This window comes from Synechocystis sp. PCC 7509 (genome assembly GCF_000332075.2).
GTDB lineage: Bacteria > Cyanobacteriota > Cyanobacteriia > Cyanobacteriales > Chroococcidiopsidaceae > Aliterella.
In genome coordinates this window covers 2,042,460-2,066,936 of record NZ_ALVU02000001.1, presented here as the reverse complement: position 1 = coordinate 2,066,936, position 24,477 = coordinate 2,042,460, and the positions used below count along the sequence as shown (strand labels likewise).

Below are 24,477 nucleotides of genomic sequence, written 5' to 3'. Positions count from 1 at the left end.
ATGATCCGCCGCACTGCTTTCAAATTACATCGCTATCTTGGATTAGTTGCCGGACTAATTATAGTAATTGTTGGTTTGACGGGTAGCTTGCTAGTATTTAGGCATGAAATCAATCATTTTCTGCTGCAATCTCAGTTTGGGCAAATAGTTCCTCAGCAGCAACAAGTGTCGATTTTGTCGGTTATTGATACAGTCAAGGCAGCTTATCCAGAACCTAAGTTTACATTGAGTTTTTTTGAGCTACCAACTCAAGCAAATGCGCCAATTAGAGTTGAATTAGAATCGGAAAATCAACCGACAACGGAAGTAATTGTTAATCCTTATACAGGCAAGATATTAGGCGATCGCATTTCTCAGTATGCCATTATGGACATTGTTTATAATTTGCATAATGCTTTGTTAACTGGGGAAACTGGGACAATCATTGTGGGAATTGCCGCTTTTTTCTTGTTTGTACTGAGTATTACGGGTATTATCCTTTGGTCTGGTTGGCGCAAGTTGATTAATGGCTTCAAGATTAAAACTAATGCTTCGATCAAAAGACTTAACTTTGATATTCATAAAGTAGTCGGAATTATTGCAGCTATTTTTCTAGCAATCACTGGTTTTACTGGCTTTTGCTGGAACTTTTACGCTTACACTCAACCGATAATTTATGCAGCTACATTTACGCCTATCCCCACAAAACCAGTATCTAAACCAGCAAAAGGAAAATCAACTATAGCGATCGCGCAAATGCTAAAACGTGCCGAGGAAGCTTTACCCAGTGCTAAAACTACTTATATCAGTTTTCCTACTACGCCGGAATCGGTATTTATGGTAGGTAAACAATTTCCTGAAGAAAAAGAAGTCTGGCGCAGTCGAGTTTATTTAGATCGATATACCGGGGAGGTGTTGCAACTTAGAAATTCGCGATCGCTTTCTTTAGGCGATGAGGTAGTAGATGCTTTTAATCCTTTACATTTTGGAACGTTTGGCGGTTTACCAACCCGGATTCTTTACTTTTTTGTAGGACTTACACCATTGATTTTATTTATTACTGGTTTAGTGATGTGGTGGTATCAACCTAATAATTCGTTAGCCCAAAAAAGGAGAAAGTTAGAAAAGTTAAATTGCAAATGAGATTCTTTGACGAACAGTGTTAGAAAACAGGAGTAAGAATATGTATCAAGACGAAACAATAGATAACACAATTTATAAAGTTGTAGTCAATCATGAAGAACAATATTCAATTTGGCTTGTGGATAAAGAAAATCCCCTTGGCTGGAAAGATGCGGGTAAAAGCGGTTTAAAACATGAATGCTTAGAATATATTAAAGAAGTTTGGACAGATATGCGACCTTTAAGTTTAAGGAAGAAGATGGAAGATTCTGCCTGTTAAAGTGGTATACGTCTTGGCTAGGTATATATAGCCAAGACTAAAAACTTAATTATCAACTTTAGGAGATTAAAATACCTCTTTTTTAGCTAAGTGCGCCTGAATATTTTTGAAATCCCGCCATACTGGACGTAACTTTTTTTGAGCAAATAACGGCAATTGGTCGCTAATATGTGGTGAACCTGGTTGAGTTGCATTACCGTAGCTAGTCAGTGCCATTGCTTTTACAGGTTGGGAAAACTCAATAGCTGCAACAAAAGAATCTCCAGCTACAGGTTGAAAGACTTCGCCTTTTGCCGCAATAAAATCTACTACCCGAAAAATCCCTAAGTCTCCAGAACCACCATTAGCAGGCAAATCTACATTGCCATACTTGAGGCGAAAAACATCTCCCCAAGGCACATTCAACGCCCCATAAGTCTTTTCAACCTTTTCTGCTACAGCTTCTAAGGTAGCAACCGCAGCTTGAGGATTAGCTAATCCATCAGGTGTTGTACGCGGCGATTTTTCGCTCCAAGGTTGACTAAATGCTGTATCTAAGTCCATTGCTTGCACCCACAAGGCAAACAAGACCGCACCGCGACTATCAGCATTAGTTTGTCTGTCCCAAGTTTGCAGTACCTTAGCTGCGTGTTTGGCTATTTTATTTCCGTACTTGTTTGCGGCAGGAATAAGATTGTCTAGTAAGCGATCGCCTAATTCCATCCGTGTAGAATGCTTGTAAGCAACCATCTCATCAAAGGAAATTTTTTTATCCTCAAATAGCATCTTGGCGGAACGTTGCGCCCGAAAAGACATAGAACGCGGTGCTATATAAGCTGGATAATTATTAGCATCAATAGCTGGTGGGAAGGTAGTAGTCCAAGGCGGATCGTTGGCATTTTGCAACCAGCCGCTAGCGGGGTCAACAATGCGCGGTAAGTCACGGTAGGAATGAATTTTAGTCCACAAAGTTTTTGAGGTTTCCCCCGGAATTAGCTTTTCCCAATCAGCAAAGTTTCCTTGCTGGCGTACTGGTACTTGAGCATTAAATAGGTGCATAATATGCCCAGCGCGATCGGCATACATAATTGTAAACATTGGTAGTTGCAAGCGTTGCAGTACGGCTTGAAACTGGTGGAAATTTTGCGATCGCGCCATATCCCACCACTGTTCTAACGTACCTGGTCGATCTAAACCGACAACGCGCAAAGCTACAGTTTTATCGGCGGCAAATACAGCACCGTGAACCGAACGCCTAACTATAAGCTCTTTGTTACTAAGCGATCCATCTTTTTGCTTTACCTTTAGAGCAATAGTTTCACTCTCAAAAAGGCGAACTTTCCCATCAAAAATATAGCCACCATTAGCAAGCTTGAGTTCGTAGGCATCCCAACCATCAAAAGTATTGACGGTATGCGTCCAGCCCAAATTATTATTAAAAGCGATCGCTAAAACTGGAATCCCAACCAGTGTTGCCCCATAAGCATCAATTCCAGGGGCGGTTATCTGCGCTTCGTACCACAAAAATAAATCTGACCAAGGTAGATGAGGATTTGCAAGTAACATCGCATTGCCACTTGCTGAACGTTGGGGAGAAATCGCCCAGCCATTAGAGCCAGCTTTGGGCTGTTTGTGACTCAAACTTTCAACTTGAGTAGGATCGACAATAAAAGTAAAGTTGAGGACTCGTTGCAAGTGAGCTAATATATCTTCTCCCTTAACTGGTAGTACCACCTCCACTGAGTCATCAATTAGATCGGCGTGTGCTTGGGCATAAGCATTGATACCGGAAGCAAAAGCATCTAAATAGCTGCGAAAAGCTGGGCTTTGGGCAGCATACCAAGCACGGGCGCGATCGGGTACGCCCATAGTTAAAACCCACTGGTCTGATTCTACATACTCCTCTCCCCAATACTCCGCCGCCCTTCCCCTAGCTTGACCGTAAAGACTCAAAAGTAAGTTGCCATGACTTTGCGTTTGCGCCCAGCCAAATTCTTTGAACGCACTAGGGATAGTTTGACCGTAGATGTGCGGTACGCCATAAGTATCCCAAAGTATCTGATTAGATAAAGAAGTAGAGCTAAAACTTTGGCTGCCGACAATTAAGACAAAAATAAGACTGAATGTAAACGCTAAAGTTTTAAATAAATAGCGCTTGTACCAAGCAAGTAAAAAAGACAGCATTTTATTTAGCTTTTTGACCTATTGATTACTTCGGCTGTGTAGCAATGCCTAACTTCACTCCTGGTACTGTGCGTAATTCATCCATTACTGTAATTACCTGACCATGTACCACCGCTCGATCTGCATTGACGATCGCTAGTAATTCTGGTTTATTGCCTTTCAATGCTTTAACTCGCGTCGCTAGTTCGCTGACTTCAACTCTTTGGCGATCGAGGGATACTTTGCCTTGCTCGTCAATGGTCACTGTCAACTTAGTTGGGGTTTGATTTTGCTGTGTTGCCGTCTTCGCACTGGGGAGATTTACTGGTAGACCCTCCGAACGAGTTAAAAGCAGGCTGGCTAAAATAAAAAATGTCAAAATCGCAAAAACAACATCAATCATCGGAGTAAGGTTAATCTCTGGCAGAGAATCGTTATCGTCATTAGGCACGTTCATTACTTTCTTCCCTGTCCCAAACTTTTTATTCCTATATCCGTTTGTCGTTCTTCGTACCGAAACAAGTGCAATACCTCTAGCTGGTTGCCATACTCGTGAATCAGAGCTAACTGTCGCTTATACAATCCGCGAAATGCACCGTAAAAAAGGAGGGTTATAAAAGCAACTACCATGCCCGAAGCTGTAGAAACCAAGGCTTCGGAGATACCCGCCGTTACTTGTCCAACTCCTTTACCACCTGTATTACCAATACTGAGGTTAGCAAAGGTGCGAATTAAACCCAAAACCGTACCTAATAAGCCAAGGAGAGGAGATCCAGTAATAATTGTGGAAAAAACTGTGTTAAATCGCTGTAGTATTGGCAATTCTGCCTGCGTTGCACCTTCTAAGGCAAGGCGAAAAGCTTGCGGTGGGGCGTAATCTAACTCTAAAGCTTCTAAAAAGATGCGGACAATAGGCAAATCGCCATTTTGTCGCAACTTGGACAAAACAATCTCTGAACCATCGCGGTAGGCAGCTAATACATCGCGCACTACACGGCGTTGCTTTTGGTTGATTTTGTACCAAAACAAACAGCGTTCAATAATTAGCGCGATCGCTGTCAACGAAAATGCCAACAAGGGATACATGACAATCCCTCCGGCAACAAATATTTCATTTATGCCCATAACCTATCTCTAGCCCTATTCTTAACCAACCGTCAGCCTGTTGAATGACTCTACAAGCTGATAATACTTCTCAAGTGAGATTAAGTTAAATGAGAATTAATGTCAAGCAATTTAATTACTTGTAGGGGCGCAATGCACTGCTCCTCTACGGTTGATGTTTATGGATCGTTCAGACAATGGCGAAAGCGCACGTAGAGTGATCGCTATCCATCTTAATTTCTCGCTTGACTTTTGCTCTATTACGTTTTAATCTTTAGCTCAATTAGTGCAAAAGAATGGCAATAAAGTATGGGCTTTTCTAACATAGCTGCCCAACAGAGAGAAAAAGCCGCCGAGACTCTCAAGTCTTTTCTGGCTCTCGGTCTGATTGGCTCAGTAGGGTTACATATTGCGATATTAGGGTTTGGGATTGGCAATTTCTTGGACAAAGTACCCCCCTTGAAAGATGAGCCAATGGAATTGACGCTAATCGAACCACCCACTTTAGAAGAAAAACCCGTTGCAGAAACTCAAGAAAAATCGCCCCCTAGCGCTAGCCGTAACGAAACTCCAAAAGTGGTGTCTGCACCTTCATCTATAGCGATCGCACCATCTTCACCATCAGTTGTTACTCAAAAACCGCCTAAACCCTTAACAAACATTCCAAAGAAACAAGTTGTTGAGAACTCAAAGACACCACTTCCACAACAAAAACTAATCCAAACTCCCAAAGAAATCACTAAACCCCAGCCAGCACCAGTTGCCAAGATAACAGCACCCGCAAAAGTTCCCACAGCGCCAGAAGTTGTAGCCGCAAGCCCAACAGTACCAAGTTCCGTAACTCCGCGATCGCCAAATAATCAAAAATTAAGAGATTTACTTGCAACTACTAGAAATACAGATCAAAAACCAAATAATATCAGTGCAAGTAGTCAACCTAATGCTTTAGGACTTCGCCAACCAAGCAACACTAATAACTTACCGATTCAAAGTGGTAATTGGGTTGTAAATAGTACGAATAGCGGCTCTAGAGTTACAGGTAACGCCCCATCTGGTAATAGCACGGGCAATTCCACTGTTGGAACAAGCAGAGCTAATAGTTCTGCAAGTGGCTCTAGAACTGGGATAGGAAATAAACCCAGTTCTAGTACGAATAGCGGCTCTAGAATTGGTACGAATAACAGAAGTGGCTCAAATGTAGCTACAGAAGCGCAGAATGTTAGATCAAGAAATGCCCAGCCAGAATCTAGTAGCAATGCAAATGCTAGTTCCGGTAGTTTAGCTTGTCGCACTTGTAGCAAACCAAAGTACCCAGCTAAAGCGCGGCGACGAGGATTGGAAGGCAAAACAGAAATTAACGTTGATGTTGATGGCAAAGGAAATGTAACTAAAGTACGCCTAGCACGTTCTAGCGGTCACTCCGAGCTAGATAAAGCCGCTTTAGAAGAAGCAAGACGTTGGAAATTTAAAGCTCCAAGTGGGGGAAAACGGAGCGTTTCTGCCAAAGTAGACTTTGCAATTGAGGGGTCAGAGCGATCGCGCAAACTCCGAGAACGCCGCAAACGCCGACCCGCCCAGTCAAGACGCGCACCGATAGAAAACGCCCGCTCCAATCCAGCTACGGAGACAACAAACACACCTACACCAACTCGCAGAATTAGACAGAGACAGCAAAACTCAAGTCCATCGCCTCGTCGCCCTCAAACTGCCGCCACTCGCCGTGTAGATACCTTACCACCACGTCGAGCAGAAGATGCCGCCCTACCTCGTCGGCGCGCTAGAGCATCAAGGCGATCGCCCCAGCCAGCTCTAATTACTAATCAAAGGGCGCTAGGTCAATCTCTGCGCCGTCAGCGCCAAAGCTCTAACCAGACTAAACTGCGGCAGTCCTTACGCCAACTACAACAGTCTCAACTAACAGATAATCCTAACGATTAGTGGCGTTGCTGAAATTGTAAAAAATGTTTGCATCCCGACTAGCAGCATCAAAACTTTTTTGACCCAACCAAAGCAGGGATGACATCATGTCCGCGTAAAGGATTACGATAAAGGTGAAAGGCAAAAGATGATTTAGGGTAGTGATAATCATCGGAACAGGAAACCGGAATAAGCCTGGAATACATACTAGGTATGCGTTTTAATTTTAAACTTTTAAATGTTTAAAGCTAATTTTTTGCGATCGCCTGTAAGAAGTATGCAACAGACTCGCCGCCTTGCAAGCCGCTTCTCTCCATCTATCGTACCGTACTCTAGTCAAGGGATTAGAACGATCGCAGGCTTTTTAAATTTCGATTGTAGACTGCTATGAATCCAAGTACAGACTAGAACTATCGGTTGGTCGTGCATGAAGATAGCGCCCAGTAGTGGCAATGTTGGCATGACCCAAAGTTTCTTTGACCAAATGTACAAGAGCGCCGCGATCCGTTGCATGACTCGCAGGAGCATGACGCAGCCAGTGCGGCGATACATTCTCAGCTACAGCCTCCTCTAATCCTGGAACTCTTTTTGCCGCAGCTTTAACAATGCGATTGACCTGCATTTCCTTCAAATGCCCCTTTTTCTTACGGCTGGTAAATACTGGTTTCCTAATTGCCGCATCACCCCGCAATAATTGCAATTCTTGCCACAGTGAAGCAGGCAGCTTAATTGCCCGTGTTTTACCACCTTTACCGTAGACTAATACCTGTCCCCCGACATCTCTTGGTTGCAGCGAGAACCACTGCAACTACGTCACTTCTGACACCCGCAAACCTGCAACATACAGCAGCTTCAGCAACGCTCGGTTGCGCTGAAGTGGTTCTAACCCAATCATCGTCTAAACTACCCATTCCGGTAAAATCCGCTCTGCCAAAGAATCTTTCACTTTGGGCAGAGTTACCGCTCCTGCTGGGTTGGCTTTCAGCAGTCCCGTTTTTTGATGAGCGAAAGTAAACAGAGATTTGATGGCCGCGATCGCCCTACCAACAGAAGAAACAGCCAAAGAGCTTTGATTGAGGGCAGTTGCATATCCTTGGACATCAGCTAAAGTTATCGACTTCAGGGGGCGACAAGCGCTCCAGAAACCATGCAGTAAGAAGCTTATAGCCTTGAAACTCTCTGGACAAATCGCCGAACTATTGACAACAGTCTCTGCACAAAGAAAAATAGTCAGGATTTATGGTAAAAATAAACGGTCTTCTCAATAAAGATAGACCGTAGTCAAAAATGTTGCCATCATTCTATCAAACTTTTCTCGAAAAATACTTGACTCCATCACAACAAATTACTCTGAAAATGTTGGTATGGTTACTCCAGAATCAAAAACAAGTAAAAATAGAAAGACTAGCTGCTACTCTCCCATTACCAATTCAACACAATAGTTGCCGACGACACTTACAACGATTTTTAACTCTGAAGGCAATAAGTGTAGTTTTAATCTGGTTTCCTCTCATCCAAGAAATACTTCATTGCCAAATTAAACCAGGTTCATACTAAGTTGCAGTCAGAGGTAGTACTTTAAGATGAGGAAAGTAAGTCATTGAACGTAGGCGCTCACAGTTAGAAGAAAGTTCAAACAACCCTTGGCACAGGACATCTTCTACTTGTTCAATTGATGAAAACACCTGATTATAGAAGTAGTTTTCTCGCACAGCCTCCCAGATATGTTCTACAGGCATTAACTCTGGACTATAGGCAGGTTGAAAAATTAACCGGATATTTTCTGGAATTGTTAAACAGCTAGAACGATGCCAAGAGGCTTTGTCTAATTGTAAAATCACAAAATAATCGCTAAACTCTTGAGCAACTTGCGCCAAAAATAAATTCATCATCTGAGTATTAGCGTAGGGTAAAATTAAGCAAGTCATTAAACCTAACTGGGGTGCAACGGCGGCATAAGCGTAAACCTATTGTCTAACTTGTTGCTTAGGTACAATTGGACGCATACCTTTTGGACACCAGCAAGCTCTGACTTCTCCTATACGCCCAAACCTACCCTCATCTCCCGCNATTAATACTATTGGTCTAGTATCAGATGGATTCCTGGTTTGATTTATTTGCCTAACTAAAGACGAGAAGTTTTTTTAAATTCATCAATGGCACTAGGGTCTTTTTTTGGATGAGAAGACCTTGGCACAATTTTGCGCCATTGATGCCTCTCTAATCAGCGATAAATTGTCGTCTTAGGTACTGGAAAACCACACTTAAGTTCCTAAGCAAGTTTAATTTGAATTGCGGTGGCTATTTGACCACGACGGGCTTTTTCTTTAAACCCATCTATTAGTTGTTTTTCCTCATCCCAACTTAAATAGCAATTACGTCTACCTCCTTTGCCTGGAGTAGATAATCCAATTTCTCCAGTGCGGTTATATTGCTGAATTACTTTTCTGACAAATCCTTGGGACACCCCACAATGACGCGCAATCTGAGCCGATAGTCTAGGGTCTGCTAGTGCATTGTAGATCACAAGCCATTTTTGTCTATCCCAATGAGAGGACGCTAACTTTATTTTTTGCTTGATTGTCTCCTTTTCTAAGTGAGAACAGGCTTTCGTTACTTGACCCACATATCCATTTCCCTTTTCCAAGTTTCTCTGTTTTACTACTCTACTACCTCTGATCGCAACTTAGTATCAAAGCAATTGACTGGCGAACGATGCCTTGAATGCTCTATCTGGGAAATATTCTTCAATTGGTCAATAATAGTTTCGATCACAGCACGTTTACGTAAAGCTCTCCGGGGGAATCTTCCCCCGGAAGACTTTACGTAATAGCAATCGATCAACCTGGGGCATCAAACGCTGCTTCATGTTGCGCTTGAGCTTAGTTATAAGTTGTACGCCAACACTGTCCAATAAATCTTTTGTAAGTTTTAGAGAAATGTAACCCTTGTCTGCAAACACTTTACCGAAAAGGTATTGTAGTAATCTAGGAACAGGTTTACGATCATCAATATTGCCTGGAGTCACCTGAAAGTTAAGCCGCCTTACCTTTGTCATTGACAACCAGATGGAGTTTAAAACCAAAAAACCAATCTACCGAAGTCTTACCACGAGCCGCTAGATTCTTAAATACTTTATGCTGACTGATACGCTTATTGTGACAGACCCGGAGGCTAGTGGAGTCCATGAAACTAATGCCACTACAAGAGCCAAAACGAGAACGTACATAGGCGCACAAGGGTATTAAAGTGCTAGGTATCCACTCTAAAAAACGGTTATAGCTCACAAGTCTGGGAAAATAAGCCTGCCAATCTTCTTGCACTTTTTCGCTCGTAATAGGTTTTAAAATTCCGGTAACAAGACTGATGAAAGCCAATCATAATCGTCATGATTTCGCTCAAACATAAAGTGCGCCTACGTTTGCGCCGTTGTAAATTGTGACCAAGCAATTGATTTTCCCACAATGGTTCAAAGATTTGGCAAAAATCATCGACGGAGCAGAATAGTTCTTCTAAACTGAGCATAAGGCAGCCAGGTGGATTGATTAGTTGGTACTTTCAGACTACCTGTTTTGCCCCTTTTTTGCTTTTTCCTTATCCCGAACTGACGTTAAATTAGATCCTCAATACATCAGTGCGTATATAGAGAGAGGATATATTCGCAATGACAAAGGAGAAAAAAAAGAAGCAATTACGGACTTACAAAAAGCAATAAGTCTTTTGTATAAAGAATATATGTTAAATGAAATCAGAGAGCTGAAAGCAGAGATCAAAAATATTCGGGATGAAATCAAAAATACTTCCTGGTGGCAGACACGAATATTTTAGTAAGCAGTCCTCGTATTTTAATCATTTAACATAAACAAATTTTAATCATTTAACATAAACAAAGCAGCCTCAATAAACTGAGGCTGCTTTGTTTATGTTAAATGATAGACCTGGCACTGAGCTATTGTCCCGTGGGGCAACCCCCAAAGTATCGTCGCCGCAGCAGCGTTTCACTTCCGAGTTCGGGATGGAGTCGGAGTGGTTCCACCGCGCCATAAGCACCAGGAAACTTGTTGAGTGTGTAATGGTCACAGCACCCTGAAGACTGCATAGAGAAGCAAATAGTTTTATTGATTTATTAGGTCAAGCCCTCGGTCTATTAGTACACTTCGGCTACATTCATTGCTGAACTTCCACCTTGCGCCTATTAACAGGTAATCTTCCTGTGACCTTACCTACTTATGTAGTGAGAGCACTCATCTTGAGGTGGGCTTCCCACTTAGATGCTTTCAGCGGTTATCCGCGCCGCACTTGGCTACCCAGCGTTTACCGTTGGCACGATAACTGGTACACCAGCGGTGCGTCCCTCCCGGTCCTCTCGTACTAAGGAGGGATCCTCTCAATGCTCTTACGCCTGCACCGGATATGGACCGAACTGTCTCACGACGTTCTGAACCCAGCTCACGTACCGCTTTAATGGGCGAACAGCCCAACCCTTGGGACGTACTTCCGCCCCAGGTTGCGATGAGCCGACATCGAGGTGCCAAACCTCCCCGTCGATGTGAACTCTTGGGGGAGATCAGCCTGTTATCCCTAGAGTAACTTTTATCCGTTGAGCGACGGCCCTTCCACTCAGTGCCGTCGGATCACTAAGGCCGACTTTCGTCCCTGCTTGAGTTGTAACTCTTGCAGTCAAGCTCCCTTTATGCCTTTACACTCTATGCACGGTTTCCAAGCGTGCTGAGGGAACCTTTGCGCGCCTCCGTTACCATTTAGGAGGCGACCGCCCCAGTCAAACTGCCCACCTGCAACGGTTCTTGTGCCGGCTAACGGCTCCAAGTTAGAATCCTAGCTGCGCCAGAGTGGTATCTCACCGTTGGCTCCATTACCCCCACAAGGGCAACTTCAACGCCTCCCACCTATCCTGCGCAAGCTCAGCCCGGATTCAATTACAGGCTACAGTAAAGCTTCATAGGGTCTTTCTGTCCAGGTGCAGGCAGTCCGTATCTTCACAGACATTCCTATTTCGCCGAGTCTCTCTCTGAGACACCATCCAGATCGTTACGCCTTTCGTGCGGGTCGGAACTTACCCGACAAGGAATTTCGCTACCTTAGGACCGTTATAGTTACGGCCGCCGTTCACCGGGGCTTCAGTCGCCAGCTTTAAGCTTGCGCCCTGACCGACTTCCTTAACCTTCCGGCACTGGGCAGGCGTCAGCCCCCATACGTCGTCATTTGACTTAGCGGAGACCTGTGTTTTTGGTAAACAGTCGCCTGGATCTCTTCACTGCGACCCACGTCTTAGGTGGGCACCCCTTCTCCCGAAGTTACGGGGCCATTTTGCCGAGTTCCTTAGAGAGAGTTATCTCGCGCCCCTTGGTATTCTCAACCTCCCTACCTGTGTCGGTTTCGGGTACAGGTAATATGGACTTAACGTGCTTGGAGCTTTTCTTGGAAGCTTGACTGCTACCACTTCAGTGACGTATCACCTCGGACTCACGCCTTAGCTCAGAATGTTTTCTCCACTCCTCAACGCCTTGAACGCTTGCACCGGTAACCAACATCCGGCTGGCTCATGCCTTCTCCGTCCCTCTGCACAAATCCATATCAGTACGGGATTAATTACCCGTTGTCCATCGACTACGCCGTTTGGCCTCGCCTTAGGTCCTGACTAACCCTCCGCGGACGAACCTGCCGGAGGAACCCTTAGGGTTTCGGGGCATTGGATTCTCACCAATGTTTTCGCTACTCAAGCCGACATTCTCACTTCTGCTTCGTCCACACCTGCTTGCCGCTAGTGCTTCACCCAAAGCAGAACGCTCCCCTACCGATAGATTTAACCTATCCCACAGCTTCGGTATGTCACTTAGCCCCGTTCATTTTCGGCGCAGGAGCGCTTGACCAGTGAGCTATTACGCACTCTTTTAAGGATGGCTGCTTCTAGGCAAACCTCCTGGTTGTCTTTGCACTCCCACCTCCTTTATCACTTAGTGACAATTTGGGGACCTTAGCTGGTGGTCTGGGCTGTTTCCCTCTTGACGATGAAGCTTATCCCCCACCGTCTATCTGGTTGTGTGTGCATCTGGTATTCTGAGTTTGTCTCGATTTGGTACAGCTTTCGCCGCCCGCACCGAAACAGTGCTTTACCCCCAGACTATAATCACAACCGCTGCGCCTAAACACATTTCGGGGAGAACCAGCTAGCTCCGGGTTCGATTGGTATTTCACCCCTAACCACACCTCATCCGCTGATTTTTCAACATCAGTCGGTGCGGACCTCCACTTGGTGTTACCCAAGCTTCATCCTGGACATGGTTAGATCACCCGGGTTCGGGTCTATAACCAGTGACATCTATTTCGCCCTATTCAGACTCGCTTTCGCTTTGGCTTCAGCAATTCTTGCTTTAACCTGCCACTACTTATAACTCGCCGGCTCATTCTTCAACAGGCACGCGGTCAGACGTTAAATCGTCCTTCCACTGCTTGTAGGCTAATGGTTTCATGTTCTATTTCACTCCCCTTCCGGGGTTCTTTTCACCTTTCCCTCGCGGTACTGTTTCACTATCGGTCACGCAGTAGTATTTAGCCTTACGAGGTGGTCCTCGCTGATTCACACGGGATTTCTCGTGCCCCGTGCTACTCGGGATTAAGCTAGTATCTTTCCACTTTCGACTACAGGACTATCACCTTCTTTGGTGCAGTTTTTGGCTGCTTCGTCTAGCTTCCAGCTTCCATGTCGCTTTCCCACTACCCCAAAAATAAAAATTTCTGGTTTAGGCTCTTTCCTTTTCGCTCACCACTACTTGGGAAATCGATTTTTCTTTCTCTTCCTCTAGCTACTAAGATGTTTCAGTTCGCTAGGTTCGCTCATGCCTGTCTATATATTCAACAGGCTGTTTCTGGGTTGCCCCATTCGGATATCTCCGGCTCAATGCTTGCTTCCAGCTCCCCGGAGCTTTTCGTCGGTCGCCACGTCCTTCTTCGCCTCTGCGTGCCTAGGTATCCACCATTAGCCCTTTGTAGCTTGACCAGTTTTCTATTTGTCAGATACATTAGGTTTTACCCTTTTGGATCTGCCTGCTATTTGCTTTCTCTATGCAGTTTTCAAGGTTCTGACTGAGTTGAGACTCAGCATTCTAACTACTACTAATAGTCACGGTGCTGAATAAACTTTTGGTTGCTTGGCTTCAGGTGGAGGTTAGCGGACTCGAACCGCTGACATCCTGCTTGCAAAGCAGGCGCTCTACCAACTGAGCTAAACCCCCCAATGATTGGCTACAAGTTTTATGTCTTGTTGCTTTTTCAAGGTGGGCCATCCTGGACTCGAACCAGGGACCTCACCCTTATCAGGGGTGCGCTCTAACCACCTGAGCTAATAGCCCCCAAACCTTAATTATAATTGAAAAGACCCACTTTCTTCGCCACGACCTAGGTTGACCTCATCTAAACCTATTTTGATTTTCGGTGTCAATGGGTTTGGTCTCCCTTAAAGGAGGTGATCCAGCCACACCTTCCGGTACGGCTACCTTGTTACGACTTCACCCCAGTCACCAGCCCTGCCTTCGGCATCCCCCTCCTTACGGTTAGGGTAACGACTTCGGGCTAAGCCAGCTTCCATGGTGTGACGGGCGGTGTGTACAAGGCCCGGGAACGTATTCACCGCAGTAGTGCTGACCTGCGATTACTAGCGATTCCGCCTTCATGCAGGCGAGTTGCAGCCTGCAATCTGAACTGAGCCACGGTTTATGGGATTGGCTTGCATTCGCATGCTTGCTACCCTTTGTCCGTAGCATTGTAGTACGTGTGTAGCCCAGAACGTAAGGGGCATGCTGACTTGACGTCATCCCCACCTTCCTCCGGTTTGTCACCGGCAGTCTCTCTAGAGTGCCCAACTTAATGATGGCAACTAAAAACGAGGGTTGCGCTCGTTGCGGGACTTAACCCAACATCTCACGACACGAGCTGACGACAGCCATGCACCACCTGTGTTCGCGCTCCCTAAGGCACTCCTACCTTTCAGTAAGATTCGCGACATGTCAAGTCCTGGTAAGGTTCTTCGCGTTGCATCGAATTAAACCACATACTCCACCGCTTGTGCGGGCCCCCGTCAATTCCTTTGAGTTTCACGCTTGCGCGCGTACTCCCCAGGCGGGATACTTAACGCGTTAGCTACGGCACAGCTTGGGTCGATACAAGCTACACCTAGTATCCATCGTTTACGGCTAGGACTACTGGGGTATCTAATCCCATTCGCTCCCCTAGCTTTCGTCCCTCAGTGTCAGTTTTGGCCTAGCAGAGCGCTTTCGCCACCGGTGTTCTTCCCAATCTCTACGCATTTCACCGCTACACTGGGAATTCCCTCTGCCCCTACCATACTCTAGCTATTCAGTTTTCACGGCCTGTCTCTGGTTGAGCCAGAACCTTTAACCGCAAACTTGAATTGCCACCTGCGGACGCTTTACGCCCAATCATTCCGGATAACGCTTGCATCCTCCGTATTACCGCGGCTGCTGGCACGGAGTTAGCCGATGCTGATTCCTGAGGTACCGTCATTTTTTTCTTCCCTCAGAAAAGAGGTTTACAACCCAAGAGCCTTCTTCCCTCACGCGGTATTGCTCCGTCAGGCTTTCGCCCATTGCGGAAAATTCCCCACTGCTGCCTCCCGTAGGAGTCTGGGCCGTGTCTCAGTCCCAGTGTGGCTGATCGTCCTCTCAGACCAGCTACCGATCGTCGCCTTGGTAAGCTTTTACCCCACCAACTAGCTAATCAGACGCGAGCTCTTCTTCAGGCAATAAATCTTTCACCTTTCGGCACATTCGGTATTAGCAGTCGTTTCCAACTGTTGTCCCCAACCTGAAGCTAGATTCTCACGCGTTACTCACCCGTCCGCCACTAATGTCCGAAAACATCCGTTCGACTTGCATGTGTTAAGCATACCGCCAGCGTTCATCCTGAGCCAGGATCAAACTCTCCGTTTTGTTTAAAAAAGGAGGCTATTTGTTAGCTCTTTTTTGACTCACCCGAAGTGAGTCTCTTTTCTTATAGTTTTTCTGACGAAGACTATAGTGCTTTTTTTTGGCTTTTCAATTATAATTTTTTCATGGTTCGGCGTGCCTTCTGGTTCGCTCCGCTTTCGCTTCCCTCTCCAGCGCTTTATTAATCTATCAACTACATCGGTAGTTGTCAAGGGTTTTTATAAAAGAATTTTGGAGAAAGCCTCAAGGCTAGATTTAGCAGTGGTTTTAGGCAACAATGATTGATAACATTGTCCTGACGAGTAAAGGAAGTTATGAATTTTCAATCGGTAATTGCAGCACTGCACAGATTTTGGGGCGATCGCGGTTGTTTAATTGCCCAGTCTTACGATATAGAAAAGGGGGCTGGTACAAAAAACCCTCAGACTTTTTTAAGAGCGTTGGGCCCAGAGCCTTGGTCGGTTGCCTATGTTGAACCTTGTCGTCGCCCTACTGATGGGCGTTATGGGGAAAATCCTAATCGCTTTCAATACTATTATCAGTATCAAGTTTTGATTAAGCCGTCGCCGGAGAATATTCAAGGAATTTATCTTGATTCTTTACGGGCTTTGGGTATTGCGCCGGAAGAACATGATGTGCGGTTTGTAGAAGATAATTGGGAAGATGCGACTGTGGGAGCTTGGGGTACAGGCTGGGAAGTTTGGCTTGATGGGATGGAAGTTACTCAATTTACTTACTTTCAACAATGCGGTGGTATTGATTGTCGTCCTGTTTCTATTGAGATTACCTATGGTTTAGAAAGATTGGCTATGTATCTCCAAGGGGTAGAGGCGATTTCTAAAATTCAATGGACGGATAGCCTTACTTATGGAGATATTTACTTGCAAGGTGAGATAGAGCAGTGTGTGTACAATTTTGAGGCTGCTAATCCAGAGATGCTGATAAAGCTATTTGGTTTGTATGAGCAAGAAGCAGAGCAACTTACTCAAAGAGGGCTTGTTTTACCAAGCTTGGACTATGTTTTGAAGTGTTCTCATACGTTTAATCTTTTGGATGCTAGAGGAGTTATTGCTGTAACAGAACGAACTCGCTATATAGGTAGAATTCGTAATTTAGCAAGGAAAATAGCTAATCTGTATTTGCAGCAACGAGAAAAGTTAGGGTTTCCTCTTTTAAAAAACCTATAGCTGCTGTATGTTTTTATGAGGTTATAAGTTAAATAAAGATGCAGTAGAAGTATGAAAAGCGATACTCAATTAAAATCAGATAGACTTGCGGTTTTAATTGATGCTGATAATGCTACTGCAACTATGATTGAGCCTTTACTCAAAGAGGTTGCTAAATATGGTACTGCTCATGTCAAACGAGTTTATGGCGATTGGACAAGTACCCACCTAAGTAGCTGGAAAGATAAGTTAAATAGATTTGCCATCCAACCAATTCAACAGTTTAGTTACACTTCTGGTAAAAATTCTACTGATAGCGCTTTAATTATTGATGCGATGGATTTGCTGTACACGAACAATTTTAATGGTTTTTGTATTGTTTCCAGTGACAGTGACTTTACTAGATTGGCGTGTAGAATCCGAGAGTCTGGATTGATTGTGTATGGATTTGGTGAGAAAAAAACTCCCGAACCTTTCCAAAAAGCCTGTGATAAGTTTACTTATACAGAAAATTTAGAGGAAACGGAAGAGCAAGGGGGTGTAGAAGTAGCCAAAGCTAAAAAAGACCCTCAAAATAATAATTCAAAAAGTAGCTCTGAACTAAAAGCAAACTTAACCCTCTTTTGTCAGACTCCGGTTTCTTCTCTTATTAATACTTTCTGAACACAAGGTATACTAGGCAATACGGCGTTTGCTAATATAATTTTAGTAAGTTCCACGCTTTCATGAATTGGTATTAAGAAAAAAAGCTGCTATCGCTTACTATATAAGAACTTTAGAATTTAAAAATAATAAATCTTTTCGGAGAGTGACAGAAGAGGGTTAAAATTGATTAAACTTGTTAAAAATGCCTACGAAGCGATCGCCGAAGAAGATGGTTGGGCTAGTCTGGGCGAGTTAGGAGGTCAAATTAATAAGCTATCTTCGTCTTTTGATTCCAGAACCTATGGCTATAAAAAATTAGGAGAATTGATTAAAGCTATTGATATATTTGAGATTAAAGCTATACCACATGAAAAAAATCAAGCTACTAAAGTCTTATATATCAAGTTAAAAAATTAATGCTTAAACTTTGATGCGTCAGATAAACGCTGTAGTTTTATGTCTTGCTTATATTATAGGTCTGCTATCTACATCTGTTAGCTGGGGCGGTTATGGGATAATTGCGCTAGGAATTTTACTAACCTATGCAGTAAATAAAAACTACGGAAAGGGTTTGTTTAATAAATGGAGAGACGTTAAACCAAAACTGTTTCTAGCAGCCGGGTTAGTAGGATTTTTAGCAACGCTATATTTTCAGATAAGAACACCACAACCAAGGGTTAATGATGTTAGCCAATTTATCAATAATAAGCAAGTTGTTACAGTTCAAGGCGAAGTTGATAGTTTACCGCGTTTAACTCGGAGTCAAAAGGGACAATTTTGGTTAACAGCAAAGGAAATTAATCAAACAGGGAAGGTAGTTGAAGTTACAGGTAATTTGTATGTAACTGTACCTTTGTTGCAATCTACGGGTTTATATCCAGGACAAGCGATCGCAATTAAGGGAATTTTATATAAACCAAAACCTGCAACTAATCCAGGTGGTTTTGATTTTAAAAGATTTTTGCAGCAACAAAATACCTTTGCTGGTATGAATGGAATGCAAGTAAGTTTTAATGATAGAGAGCAGCCTGTATGGGGATTGTGGCAAGTTAGCAAGCGCATTGTGCGATCGCAAGTTCGTTGGCTAGGAAGTCCAGAAGGACAACTTGTTAGTTCAATGGTTTTAGGTAGCAAAGCTGTTGATTTACCTTATGATATCCGCGACTTATTTGTTCAAGTTGGATTAGCTCATGCTTTGGCGGCTTCAGGGTTCCAAACTGCTTTAATTCTGGGCTTGGTTATGTCTTTAAGTAAAGGGTTGTCTCCAAGATGGCAATTTGGCTGTGGTGCAGTAGCGTTGATAGGTTTCGTTGGGTTGACTGGTTTGCAACCTTCGGTACTAAGAGCAGTAATTATGGGTTTTGGGGCGTTGATTGGTATAGCTACAAGTAGAAAAATCAAGACTTTAGGCTCGTTATTGGTAGCTGCGACTCTTTTACTATTATGGAATCCGGTATGGATTTGGGATTTGGGGTTTGAATTAAGCTTTTTGGCAACTTTAGGATTAGTTGTTACTGTACCTCCACTCGTTGCTAAGTTAGATTGGATGCCAAGTGCGATCGCAACGTTAATTGCTGTCCCTCTAGCAGCAACATTGTGGACTTTACCACTGCAACTTTATATTTTTGGTGTCATACCGCCTTATAGCTTGGTAGTAAATGTTCTGACAATACCTTTGATATCAATTATTAGTATTGGCGGAATTTTTAGTGCGATCGCGGCTTTGATTTGGTCTACGGCGGGAAGTGCGATCGCATGGCTATTGTATTACCCTACTCATATTTTAATTTGGCTAGTACAATTTTTTTCTCAGTTGCCAGGAAACTCTATAGCAGTAGGCAAAATAGCTCTTTGGCAACTACTGGCGGTATATGGATTAATGAGTTTAATTTGGTTTCTACCTTGGTTGCATAAACGCTGGTGGCTAGTTGGGGTGATAGTAGTTAGTTTGGTATTAGTTCCAATTTGGCATTCATCTACAGATTTTCGCGTAACGATCCTAGCAGACAAGGTAGAGCCTATTATAGTCATTCAAGATCGGGGTAAGGTTTTGCTAGTTAATAGTGGAAACTCTACCAGCGCCCGTTTTACAGTTTTACCTTTTTTGCAGCAGCAAGGCATTAATCAGATTGATTGGGCGATTTCTACAAATCCCCTTAATGATCAAAATGGTTGGATGGAGATTTTGGCGCGACTACCTGTTAAAAGTTTTTATAGCCTTATCGAAGATAAGAAGATTAAAGAGCAAGTGCGTGGAAGCTACAAGTTATTAGTTGCTGGAGAATCAGTAGTAGCAGGTAGTACACAAATTAAGATAGTTAGCGATCGCATACCTGTATGGCAATTGCAAGTTCAAAATCAAAAATGGCTGCTGGTAGGAAATACAAAGCCAAATAAACAGGAGATTCAGGCTTTGAGCAAAAATACATCTTCTATTCAACTAATATTGTTTGCCAAAGCCTTTGATGCAGATTTAGTTGAGGCAATTAAGCCAGAAAATGCGATCGCTTATACTCAAAATATTGTACTGAGAGCGGATAACTTAAAAAAAATCAAAACAAAAATATTTTTAACTGGGCGTGACGGCGCTATTCAATGGACACCCAATCATAAATTTGAGTCAATTATAGAAACTGCCGAAAATAATGCTTCTTTACTGTAGAAATGCTATACTAATTAGCTGCAACAGTTTTGTTGTCTTGTGGAGAGGTGGCAGAGTGGTTGAATGCGACTGACTCGAAATCAGTTTTGGGGTCAAACCCAACGGAGGTTCGAATCCTCTCCTCTCCGTTGAATATTAAGCAAAAACTAAAACAGTAAATTTTATCAACGAATGACGGTTGATAAAATGTCCTCAACTGGTTGAACGGGTAAAGTATCAGCAACTAATTCTTTGCGGGAAAGTGATAAGTAACCGGATTGAGCTAAATTAAGTGCAGCTTGTTTCCATTCAATCCCAATATTATTAAATTCTACATTGTTAGTTTCTCTCAGGTAATAGCCTTCAGTTGCTCCTTTGGATAGTACATGGCTTTTATCATGAGTCCATTTCATACCACCGCAATTGCTTGGTGACAAAATCATAGTACGCCCATCAGCCGTTTTGTAGAAAGTGTCATTTCGCAACTTAGCTACGGTTACTTTGATATCCATGCGAGGTGAAGATTTGTCAAAACCTGATATTGTCATTGTTATATTTCTAACTCTTTGATTTCAGCACTGTGCCAAGAACTTTAACGTCTTGACAAGCGAGTAATACCTTTAGCATACCTTGGTTAGATTTTTAGCGCTCTACGAGGGCGATAGAAAATCACTGAAAGTCGCTCAAGCTATGCACTAAATTGTTGGCTGTAATAATGAGCGTATTGGCGAGATAGGGTTAATAACTCCTCATGAGTACCAGATTCGACAACTACTCCTTTTTCAATTACTAAAATGCGATCGCATCTGCGTACTGTAGTTAAACGGTGAGCAATAATAAACACTGTCCGATGCTGCATAATTCGCTCTAAGGCTTCTTGTACTAAAGCTTCAGATTCCGAATCTAATGCCGATGTCGCTTCATCTAAAATTAAGATGCGAGGATTGAGCAATACCGCCCGTGCGATCGCAATTCTCTGTCTTTGTCCACCAGATAAATTGACACCCCTTTCTCCCACCCAAGTATAATATCCGTCGGGTAATTGACTAATAAATTGGTGAGCATTGGCTACTTTGGCGGCGGTTTGCACGGCTTCCATATCAAAACTTGTTTGACCAAAAGCAATATTTTGGGCAATTGTCCCGGAAAATAATATAGTTTCTTGAGGAACAATTCCAATTTGCTGTCGCAAGCTGTTAATTGTCACGTCTTGAATATTGATGCCATCAATGAGAATATCCCCAGACAAAGGATTGTAGAAGCGAGGAAGTAAGTTAACTAAAGTTGTTTTTCCTGCCCCTGAAGCCCCTACAAGAGCGATGGTTTCTCCCGGCAAAGCTAGTAAGCTTAAGTTGTTTAGTACGCTTTGGTCACGCTTATAGGCAAAGCTAACGCGACGATATTCTACTTTACCTGTAACTTTTGGCAATGCGATCGCATTTGGTTTTTCAACTACTGTTGGCTGAATTGCCAGAATCTCAAAAACTCTGTCAACCGATGCCTCTCCCTGCTTGAATTCGTTATAGTTGCTCGTAACATGACTAATGGGATCGAGTAGGGTTACTCCTGCCGTCAAGAAGCTCAAAAACTCAGCTACATTCAAATTCCTTTGGGAAATTTGCCAACCACCAATACACAACAATAAAAGTATACTCAAAGCTTCTAAAAACCCGATAATGGGGATTTGAATCGCTTTCAATCGCTCCGTTGAATACTTTGCTTGACGGCTGGCTTCGGCTTCGTGAGTAAACCTGGCAATTTCATAGTCTTCGGCTGCAAAAGCCTGTACTAATCGTATTCCACTAAAAACTTCAGTGAGAATTGCCGATAAATTGGAGACACGGTTTTGGCTTTTACGGGAAAATTTGCTTAGTCTTTCGCCAAACCAACCTATCAATATTCCCATTAATGGCGCAACTATCAACGTGGCTAGGGTTAATTGCCAATTGAGATAAATCATGTAAATGGGAATTGCTACCAGTTGGAAAACACAAGGTACAAAATCATGAAATAGCTTGTTAACTACTTCCCCAACTCTGTCTACATCTTCGGTAAGGCGATAAGATAAGTCTCCGGCTTGAGTTGTTTCAAAGTAACTGAGGTTAAGTTTGTGCATATGGGTATAAACTTGCTTACGCAAATTTAAGGCAACTTTTAAAGCTGCTTTAGCCATAAATATATCTTGACCAGACTGAGAGATTCCCCGTACTAAAAATATACCTAGTGCGATCGCAGATATTTTAGCAATTTCTTGGACGTTACCCTCTGCAAAGGGTGCAGGCAATTTTCCTGCTAAATAAATCAGGAGTAAAGTAGAAATTACATAGCCGAGGATGCAGATAAATCCTTTAGCAATAGGTTTCCACTGCGATCGAATATAAGGTTGTAACTGCCAGTAATTAGAGCGATTTTTCAAGCTGCAATATTGATAAAGTATTTAGTGCCTCGATTTTGAGGCTATCAGTTTTGGACTGTACAAGTACAAAACAATTATTAAGTAGTACGACGCATAATTCTTCTAATTACCCAAATAGCAAAGGCTGCAAGGATAATAGCTAAAACGATTTTGGAGACGGGACCAAGATAGTCTTCTACCAGTTGGTAGTTATTGCCCAAAGCATAACCTGCGTAAGTTAGCAAACCTACCCATAAGATAGTACCAAGGGTTGAATAAAGTAAAAATGGTATTAGAGGCATATTACTAATACCTGCGGGTAAGGAAATTAGGGTGCGGACTCCAGGGACGAGACGACACAAAAATACTGCTTTACCGCCATGATTATCAAACCATCCCGTAGCCTTTGTAATATCTTTACTTGAAACTGTCAACCATTTGCCATAGCGATCGGCTAGACTTTTTAAGCGTTGTTCTCCAAGTATTTTACCTGCGTAGTACCAAGGTAACGCCCCGATTACTGTACCAAAAACCCCTGCAAATACTACCGGGGCAAATTCTAATTTTCCTTGAGCTACAGTAAAACCCGCCAGAGGCATAATTAACTCTGAAGGAATGGGGGGAAATAGATTTTCTAAAAACATCAATAGTCCAATTCCCCAGTATCCCAGGGAATTCATAGTTTCAGTAATCCATTCAACCATTAACTGATTTCCTACCAACTTATAAGCAAAAGGAGACATAGATAACTATGCCTCCTTTTTTTAACCAATTTACACCGTTTTAAGTTCCCGCAGTCCAGGAATTGATATATTCGGTTTGTTCTGCGGTGAGAGTATCAATGTTGATACCCATTGCTTGCAACTTTAACTTGGCAATATTTGCATCAACTTCTACAGGGATAGAGTGCAAACCTGGTTCTAATTTGCCTTTGTTTTTGACTAAATATTCGCAAGCCAAAGCTTGGTTAGCAAAACTCATATCCATTACGGCGCTGGGGTGTCCTTCGGCGGCGGCTAGATTAATCAATCTACCTTCACCTAGGACGACAACAGCTTTACCATTGGGCATTTGGTACTCTTGAGTGAAGTTACGTACTTCCTTAACTTGTGTGGCTTTAGCGCCCAAAGATTTGAGGTCAATTTCAATATCAAAGTGACCGGAATTACAAACGATCGCACCGTCTTTCATGACTTCAAAATGCTCGGCGCGAATTACGTGCTTGTTGCCTGTAACAGTGATAAAAATATCGCCTTGAGTAGCCGCTTCTGCCATTGGTAGCACTCTAAAACCATCCATAACCGCCTCAATTGCCCGGATTGGATCGATCTCAGTAACAATTATATTGCCACCAAGTCCCCGCGCCCGCAGTGCTGTACCTTTACCGCACCAGCCGTAACCAGCGACTACAATATTTTTACCTGCTAGTAAAACATTGGTAGCGCGAATAATTCCGTCTAGAGTTGATTGTCCTGTACCGTAACGATTATCAAAGAAATGCTTAGTATCAGCGTCATTAACATTCATTGCTGGAAATGTCAATACACCGTCTTTAAACATGGCTTTGAGGCGTACAATTCCTGTAGTAGTTTCTTCGGTTGTACCGATTAAATCCGCTACTTGGTGTTGACGCTCTTGAATTAGAGTTGCAACGACATCGCTACCATCATCAATAATGATATTGGGACGGTGATCTAGAGCAATTTGCACGTGGCGGTGATAAGTGTCGTTATCTTCGCCCTTCATGGCGTAAACAGGAATTTCGTGATCGGCAACTAAACTAGCTGCTACGTCATCTTGAGTAGAAAGAGGATTACTAGCAATTAGAATTGCGTCTGCACCGCCAGCTTTGAGAGCGATCGCCAAATGAGCCGTTTCTGTAGTAACGTGACAGCAAGCAATCAAACGAATACCAGCAAAAGGCTTTTCCGTTGCAAAGCGATCGCGTATTTGCTTAAGAACGGGCATTTCTCGCCCCGCCCATTCGATCCTTTGTCTACCAGAAGCGGCTAGATTAATATCTTTGATTTCGTACTTTATACGAGCAGTAGTTGCGGTCATTAAGAATATTCCTTAAATATTTGCACTAAGTAGTCTCACCTAGCTTAACCGCATTTTTCTCA

At 43.2% G+C, this 24,477-nt stretch carries 19 protein-coding genes, 3 tRNA genes, 3 rRNA genes and 3 pseudogenes; 10 read left to right on the top strand and 18 right to left on the bottom strand.

Features of this window, described 5'->3' with window-relative positions:
- The gene (locus SYN7509_RS0210610) at positions 1–1,122 is read left to right on the top strand and encodes a PepSY-associated TM helix domain-containing protein (protein ID WP_009631330.1); all 1,122 of its coding nucleotides are present in this window, start codon (positions 1–3) and stop codon (positions 1,120–1,122) included.
- Between the two features lie 40 nt (positions 1,123–1,162).
- Positions 1,163–1,381, top strand: a complete 219-nt coding sequence (locus tag SYN7509_RS0210605) for an MbtH family protein (RefSeq protein ID WP_009631329.1) — start codon at positions 1,163–1,165, stop codon at positions 1,379–1,381.
- A gap of 66 nt (positions 1,382–1,447) precedes the next feature.
- Here SYN7509_RS0210605 and SYN7509_RS0210600 read toward each other — a convergent pair whose 3' ends face one another.
- The 3 genes from SYN7509_RS0210600 to SYN7509_RS0210590 are packed head-to-tail and all read right to left on the bottom strand — an operon-like array spanning position 1,448 to position 4,648.
- Positions 1,448–3,544, bottom strand: coding sequence for an acylase (locus SYN7509_RS0210600; RefSeq protein WP_009631328.1), 2,097 nt, complete (start codon positions 3,542–3,544; stop codon positions 1,448–1,450).
- A gap of 25 nt (positions 3,545–3,569) precedes the next feature.
- Positions 3,570–3,980, bottom strand: coding sequence for an ExbD/TolR family protein (locus SYN7509_RS0210595; RefSeq protein WP_009631327.1), 411 nt, complete (start codon positions 3,978–3,980; stop codon positions 3,570–3,572).
- Positions 3,980–4,648: a MotA/TolQ/ExbB proton channel family protein gene (locus tag SYN7509_RS0210590; protein ID WP_009631326.1), complete on the bottom strand. Its 669-nt coding sequence runs from the start codon at positions 4,646–4,648 to the stop codon at positions 3,980–3,982. Before SYN7509_RS0210590 ends, SYN7509_RS0210595 begins: the two co-directional genes overlap by 1 nt.
- A 288-nt stretch (positions 4,649–4,936) precedes the next feature.
- On the opposite strand from SYN7509_RS0210590, the gene SYN7509_RS0210585 reads away from it, so the two are divergent.
- A complete protein-coding gene (locus tag SYN7509_RS0210585; RefSeq protein ID WP_009631325.1) occupies positions 4,937–6,565 on the top strand; it encodes an energy transducer TonB in 1,629 nt (542 codons plus the stop codon).
- A gap of 364 nt (positions 6,566–6,929) precedes the next feature.
- On the opposite strand, the gene SYN7509_RS27595 is transcribed toward SYN7509_RS0210585, so the two are convergent.
- Together SYN7509_RS27595 and SYN7509_RS29670 are read right to left on the bottom strand one after the other, a co-directional pair.
- Positions 6,930–7,352, bottom strand: a complete 423-nt coding sequence (locus SYN7509_RS27595) for a tyrosine-type recombinase/integrase (RefSeq protein ID WP_051482573.1) — start codon at positions 7,350–7,352, stop codon at positions 6,930–6,932.
- A gap of 90 nt (positions 7,353–7,442) precedes the next feature.
- The gene (locus SYN7509_RS29670; RefSeq protein ID WP_227501551.1) at positions 7,443–7,667 is read right to left on the bottom strand and encodes a site-specific integrase; all 225 of its coding nucleotides are present in this window, start codon (positions 7,665–7,667) and stop codon (positions 7,443–7,445) included.
- A gap of 164 nt (positions 7,668–7,831) precedes the next feature.
- Here SYN7509_RS29670 and SYN7509_RS28445 point away from each other — a divergent pair, with 164 nt between their 5' ends.
- Entirely contained in the window at positions 7,832–8,101 is a 270-nt protein-coding gene (locus SYN7509_RS28445) for a hypothetical protein (RefSeq protein WP_009631340.1), read from the top strand.
- Here the strand turns inward: SYN7509_RS28445 and SYN7509_RS25645 are convergent.
- The 4 genes and pseudogenes from SYN7509_RS25645 to SYN7509_RS31905 all read right to left on the bottom strand — a co-directional run.
- Positions 8,098–8,496: pseudogene (locus SYN7509_RS25645) on the bottom strand (transposase); the annotation flags it as partial. The gene SYN7509_RS28445 and the pseudogene SYN7509_RS25645 sit on opposite strands and share 4 nt — an antisense overlap.
- 173 nt (positions 8,497–8,669) lie before the next feature.
- Positions 8,670–8,756, bottom strand: a pseudogene (locus tag SYN7509_RS31720) (hypothetical protein); the annotation flags it as partial.
- 60 nt (positions 8,757–8,816) lie between these two features.
- The gene (locus tag SYN7509_RS0210570) at positions 8,817–9,170 is read right to left on the bottom strand and encodes a helix-turn-helix domain-containing protein (RefSeq protein ID WP_009631412.1); all 354 of its coding nucleotides are present in this window, start codon (positions 9,168–9,170) and stop codon (positions 8,817–8,819) included.
- A 71-nt stretch (positions 9,171–9,241) separates the two neighbouring features.
- A pseudogene (locus SYN7509_RS31905) lies at positions 9,242–10,069 on the bottom strand (IS982 family transposase); the annotation flags it as partial.
- 24 nt (positions 10,070–10,093) lie between these two features.
- Here SYN7509_RS31905 and SYN7509_RS0210560 point away from each other — a divergent pair.
- Positions 10,094–10,372 carry a hypothetical protein gene (locus SYN7509_RS0210560; protein WP_028954237.1) on the top strand — a complete coding sequence of 93 codons (279 nt, stop codon included), beginning with the start codon at positions 10,094–10,096 and terminating at the stop codon, positions 10,370–10,372.
- A gap of 108 nt (positions 10,373–10,480) precedes the next feature.
- Here SYN7509_RS0210560 and rrf read toward each other — a convergent pair.
- The 5 genes from rrf to SYN7509_RS0210535 all read right to left on the bottom strand — a co-directional run bounded on the left by rrf (position 10,481) and on the right by SYN7509_RS0210535 (position 15,510).
- Positions 10,481–10,598, bottom strand: a 5S ribosomal RNA gene (gene rrf, locus SYN7509_RS0210555).
- A 73-nt stretch (positions 10,599–10,671) separates the two neighbouring features.
- Positions 10,672–13,562, bottom strand: a 23S ribosomal RNA gene (locus SYN7509_RS0210550).
- A gap of 162 nt (positions 13,563–13,724) precedes the next feature.
- Positions 13,725–13,797: transfer RNA gene (locus SYN7509_RS0210545), tRNA-Ala, on the bottom strand.
- A gap of 43 nt (positions 13,798–13,840) precedes the next feature.
- A tRNA-Ile gene (locus SYN7509_RS0210540) sits at positions 13,841–13,914 on the bottom strand.
- 106 nt (positions 13,915–14,020) lie between these two features.
- A 16S ribosomal RNA gene (locus tag SYN7509_RS0210535) occupies positions 14,021–15,510 on the bottom strand.
- The 16S, 23S and 5S rRNA genes sit together here with 2 tRNA genes alongside, the layout of an rRNA operon.
- 311 nt (positions 15,511–15,821) lie before the next feature.
- On the opposite strand from SYN7509_RS0210535, the gene glyQ reads away from it, so the two are divergent.
- The 5 genes from glyQ to SYN7509_RS0210515 all read left to right on the top strand — a co-directional run bounded on the left by glyQ (position 15,822) and on the right by SYN7509_RS0210515 (position 20,108).
- Positions 15,822–16,694: a glycine--tRNA ligase subunit alpha gene (glyQ, locus tag SYN7509_RS0210530; protein WP_009629877.1), complete on the top strand. Its 873-nt coding sequence runs from the start codon at positions 15,822–15,824 to the stop codon at positions 16,692–16,694.
- A gap of 51 nt (positions 16,695–16,745) precedes the next feature.
- Positions 16,746–17,336, top strand: coding sequence for an NYN domain-containing protein (locus tag SYN7509_RS25635; RefSeq protein ID WP_009629878.1), 591 nt, complete (start codon positions 16,746–16,748; stop codon positions 17,334–17,336).
- A 165-nt stretch (positions 17,337–17,501) separates the two neighbouring features.
- Positions 17,502–17,735 carry an OST-HTH/LOTUS domain-containing protein gene (locus SYN7509_RS25630; protein WP_009630249.1) on the top strand — a complete coding sequence of 78 codons (234 nt, stop codon included), beginning with the start codon at positions 17,502–17,504 and terminating at the stop codon, positions 17,733–17,735.
- Between the two features lie 13 nt (positions 17,736–17,748).
- Positions 17,749–19,980 (top strand): ComEC/Rec2 family competence protein, encoded by a 2,232-nt coding sequence (locus tag SYN7509_RS0210520; RefSeq protein WP_009630250.1) that lies wholly within the window; start codon positions 17,749–17,751, stop codon positions 19,978–19,980.
- Positions 19,981–20,021: 41 nt separating this feature from the next.
- Positions 20,022–20,108 (top strand) — tRNA-Ser (locus SYN7509_RS0210515).
- A 36-nt stretch (positions 20,109–20,144) separates the two neighbouring features.
- On the opposite strand, the gene SYN7509_RS0210510 is transcribed toward SYN7509_RS0210515, so the two are convergent.
- The 4 genes from SYN7509_RS0210510 to ahcY all read right to left on the bottom strand — a co-directional run bounded on the left by SYN7509_RS0210510 (position 20,145) and on the right by ahcY (position 24,415).
- Entirely contained in the window at positions 20,145–20,507 is a 363-nt protein-coding gene (locus SYN7509_RS0210510) for a hypothetical protein (RefSeq protein WP_009630251.1), read from the bottom strand.
- 140 nt (positions 20,508–20,647) lie between these two features.
- Positions 20,648–22,375, bottom strand: coding sequence for an ABC transporter ATP-binding protein (locus SYN7509_RS0210505; protein ID WP_009630252.1), 1,728 nt, complete (start codon positions 22,373–22,375; stop codon positions 20,648–20,650).
- A gap of 77 nt (positions 22,376–22,452) precedes the next feature.
- On the bottom strand, positions 22,453–23,097 hold the full coding sequence (locus SYN7509_RS0210500) for a DedA family protein (RefSeq protein WP_009630253.1): 645 nt from the start codon (positions 23,095–23,097) through the stop codon (positions 22,453–22,455).
- 40 nt (positions 23,098–23,137) lie between these two features.
- Positions 23,138–24,415, bottom strand: coding sequence for an adenosylhomocysteinase (gene ahcY / locus SYN7509_RS0210495; protein ID WP_009630254.1), 1,278 nt, complete (start codon positions 24,413–24,415; stop codon positions 23,138–23,140).
- Between the last annotated feature and the right edge of the window lie 62 nt (positions 24,416–24,477).

What these genes read in the sequence shown, in the direction of transcription:
- SYN7509_RS0210610 (WP_009631330.1), top strand. Translation starts at nt 1, where the DNA reads ATGATCCGCCGCACTGCTTTCAAATTACATCGCTATCTTGGATTAGTT.
- SYN7509_RS0210605 (WP_009631329.1), top strand. Translation starts at nt 1,163, where the DNA reads ATGTATCAAGACGAAACAATAGATAACACAATTTATAAAGTTGTAGTC.
- SYN7509_RS0210600 (WP_009631328.1), bottom strand. Translation starts at nt 3,544, where the DNA reads ATGCTGTCTTTTTTACTTGCTTGGTACAAGCGCTATTTATTTAAAACT.
- SYN7509_RS0210595 (WP_009631327.1), bottom strand. Translation starts at nt 3,980, where the DNA reads ATGAACGTGCCTAATGACGATAACGATTCTCTGCCAGAGATTAACCTT.
- SYN7509_RS0210590 (WP_009631326.1), bottom strand. Translation starts at nt 4,648, where the DNA reads ATGGGCATAAATGAAATATTTGTTGCCGGAGGGATTGTCATGTATCCC.
- SYN7509_RS0210585 (WP_009631325.1), top strand. Translation starts at nt 4,937, where the DNA reads ATGGGCTTTTCTAACATAGCTGCCCAACAGAGAGAAAAAGCCGCCGAG.
- SYN7509_RS28445 (WP_009631340.1), top strand. Translation starts at nt 7,832, where the DNA reads ATGTTGCCATCATTCTATCAAACTTTTCTCGAAAAATACTTGACTCCA.
- glyQ (WP_009629877.1), top strand. Translation starts at nt 15,822, where the DNA reads ATGAATTTTCAATCGGTAATTGCAGCACTGCACAGATTTTGGGGCGAT.
- SYN7509_RS25635 (WP_009629878.1), top strand. Translation starts at nt 16,746, where the DNA reads ATGAAAAGCGATACTCAATTAAAATCAGATAGACTTGCGGTTTTAATT.
- SYN7509_RS0210520 (WP_009630250.1), top strand. Translation starts at nt 17,749, where the DNA reads ATGCGTCAGATAAACGCTGTAGTTTTATGTCTTGCTTATATTATAGGT.
- SYN7509_RS0210510 (WP_009630251.1), bottom strand. Translation starts at nt 20,507, where the DNA reads ATGACAATATCAGGTTTTGACAAATCTTCACCTCGCATGGATATCAAA.
- SYN7509_RS0210500 (WP_009630253.1), bottom strand. Translation starts at nt 23,097, where the DNA reads ATGTCTCCTTTTGCTTATAAGTTGGTAGGAAATCAGTTAATGGTTGAA.
- ahcY (WP_009630254.1), bottom strand. Translation starts at nt 24,415, where the DNA reads ATGACCGCAACTACTGCTCGTATAAAGTACGAAATCAAAGATATTAAT.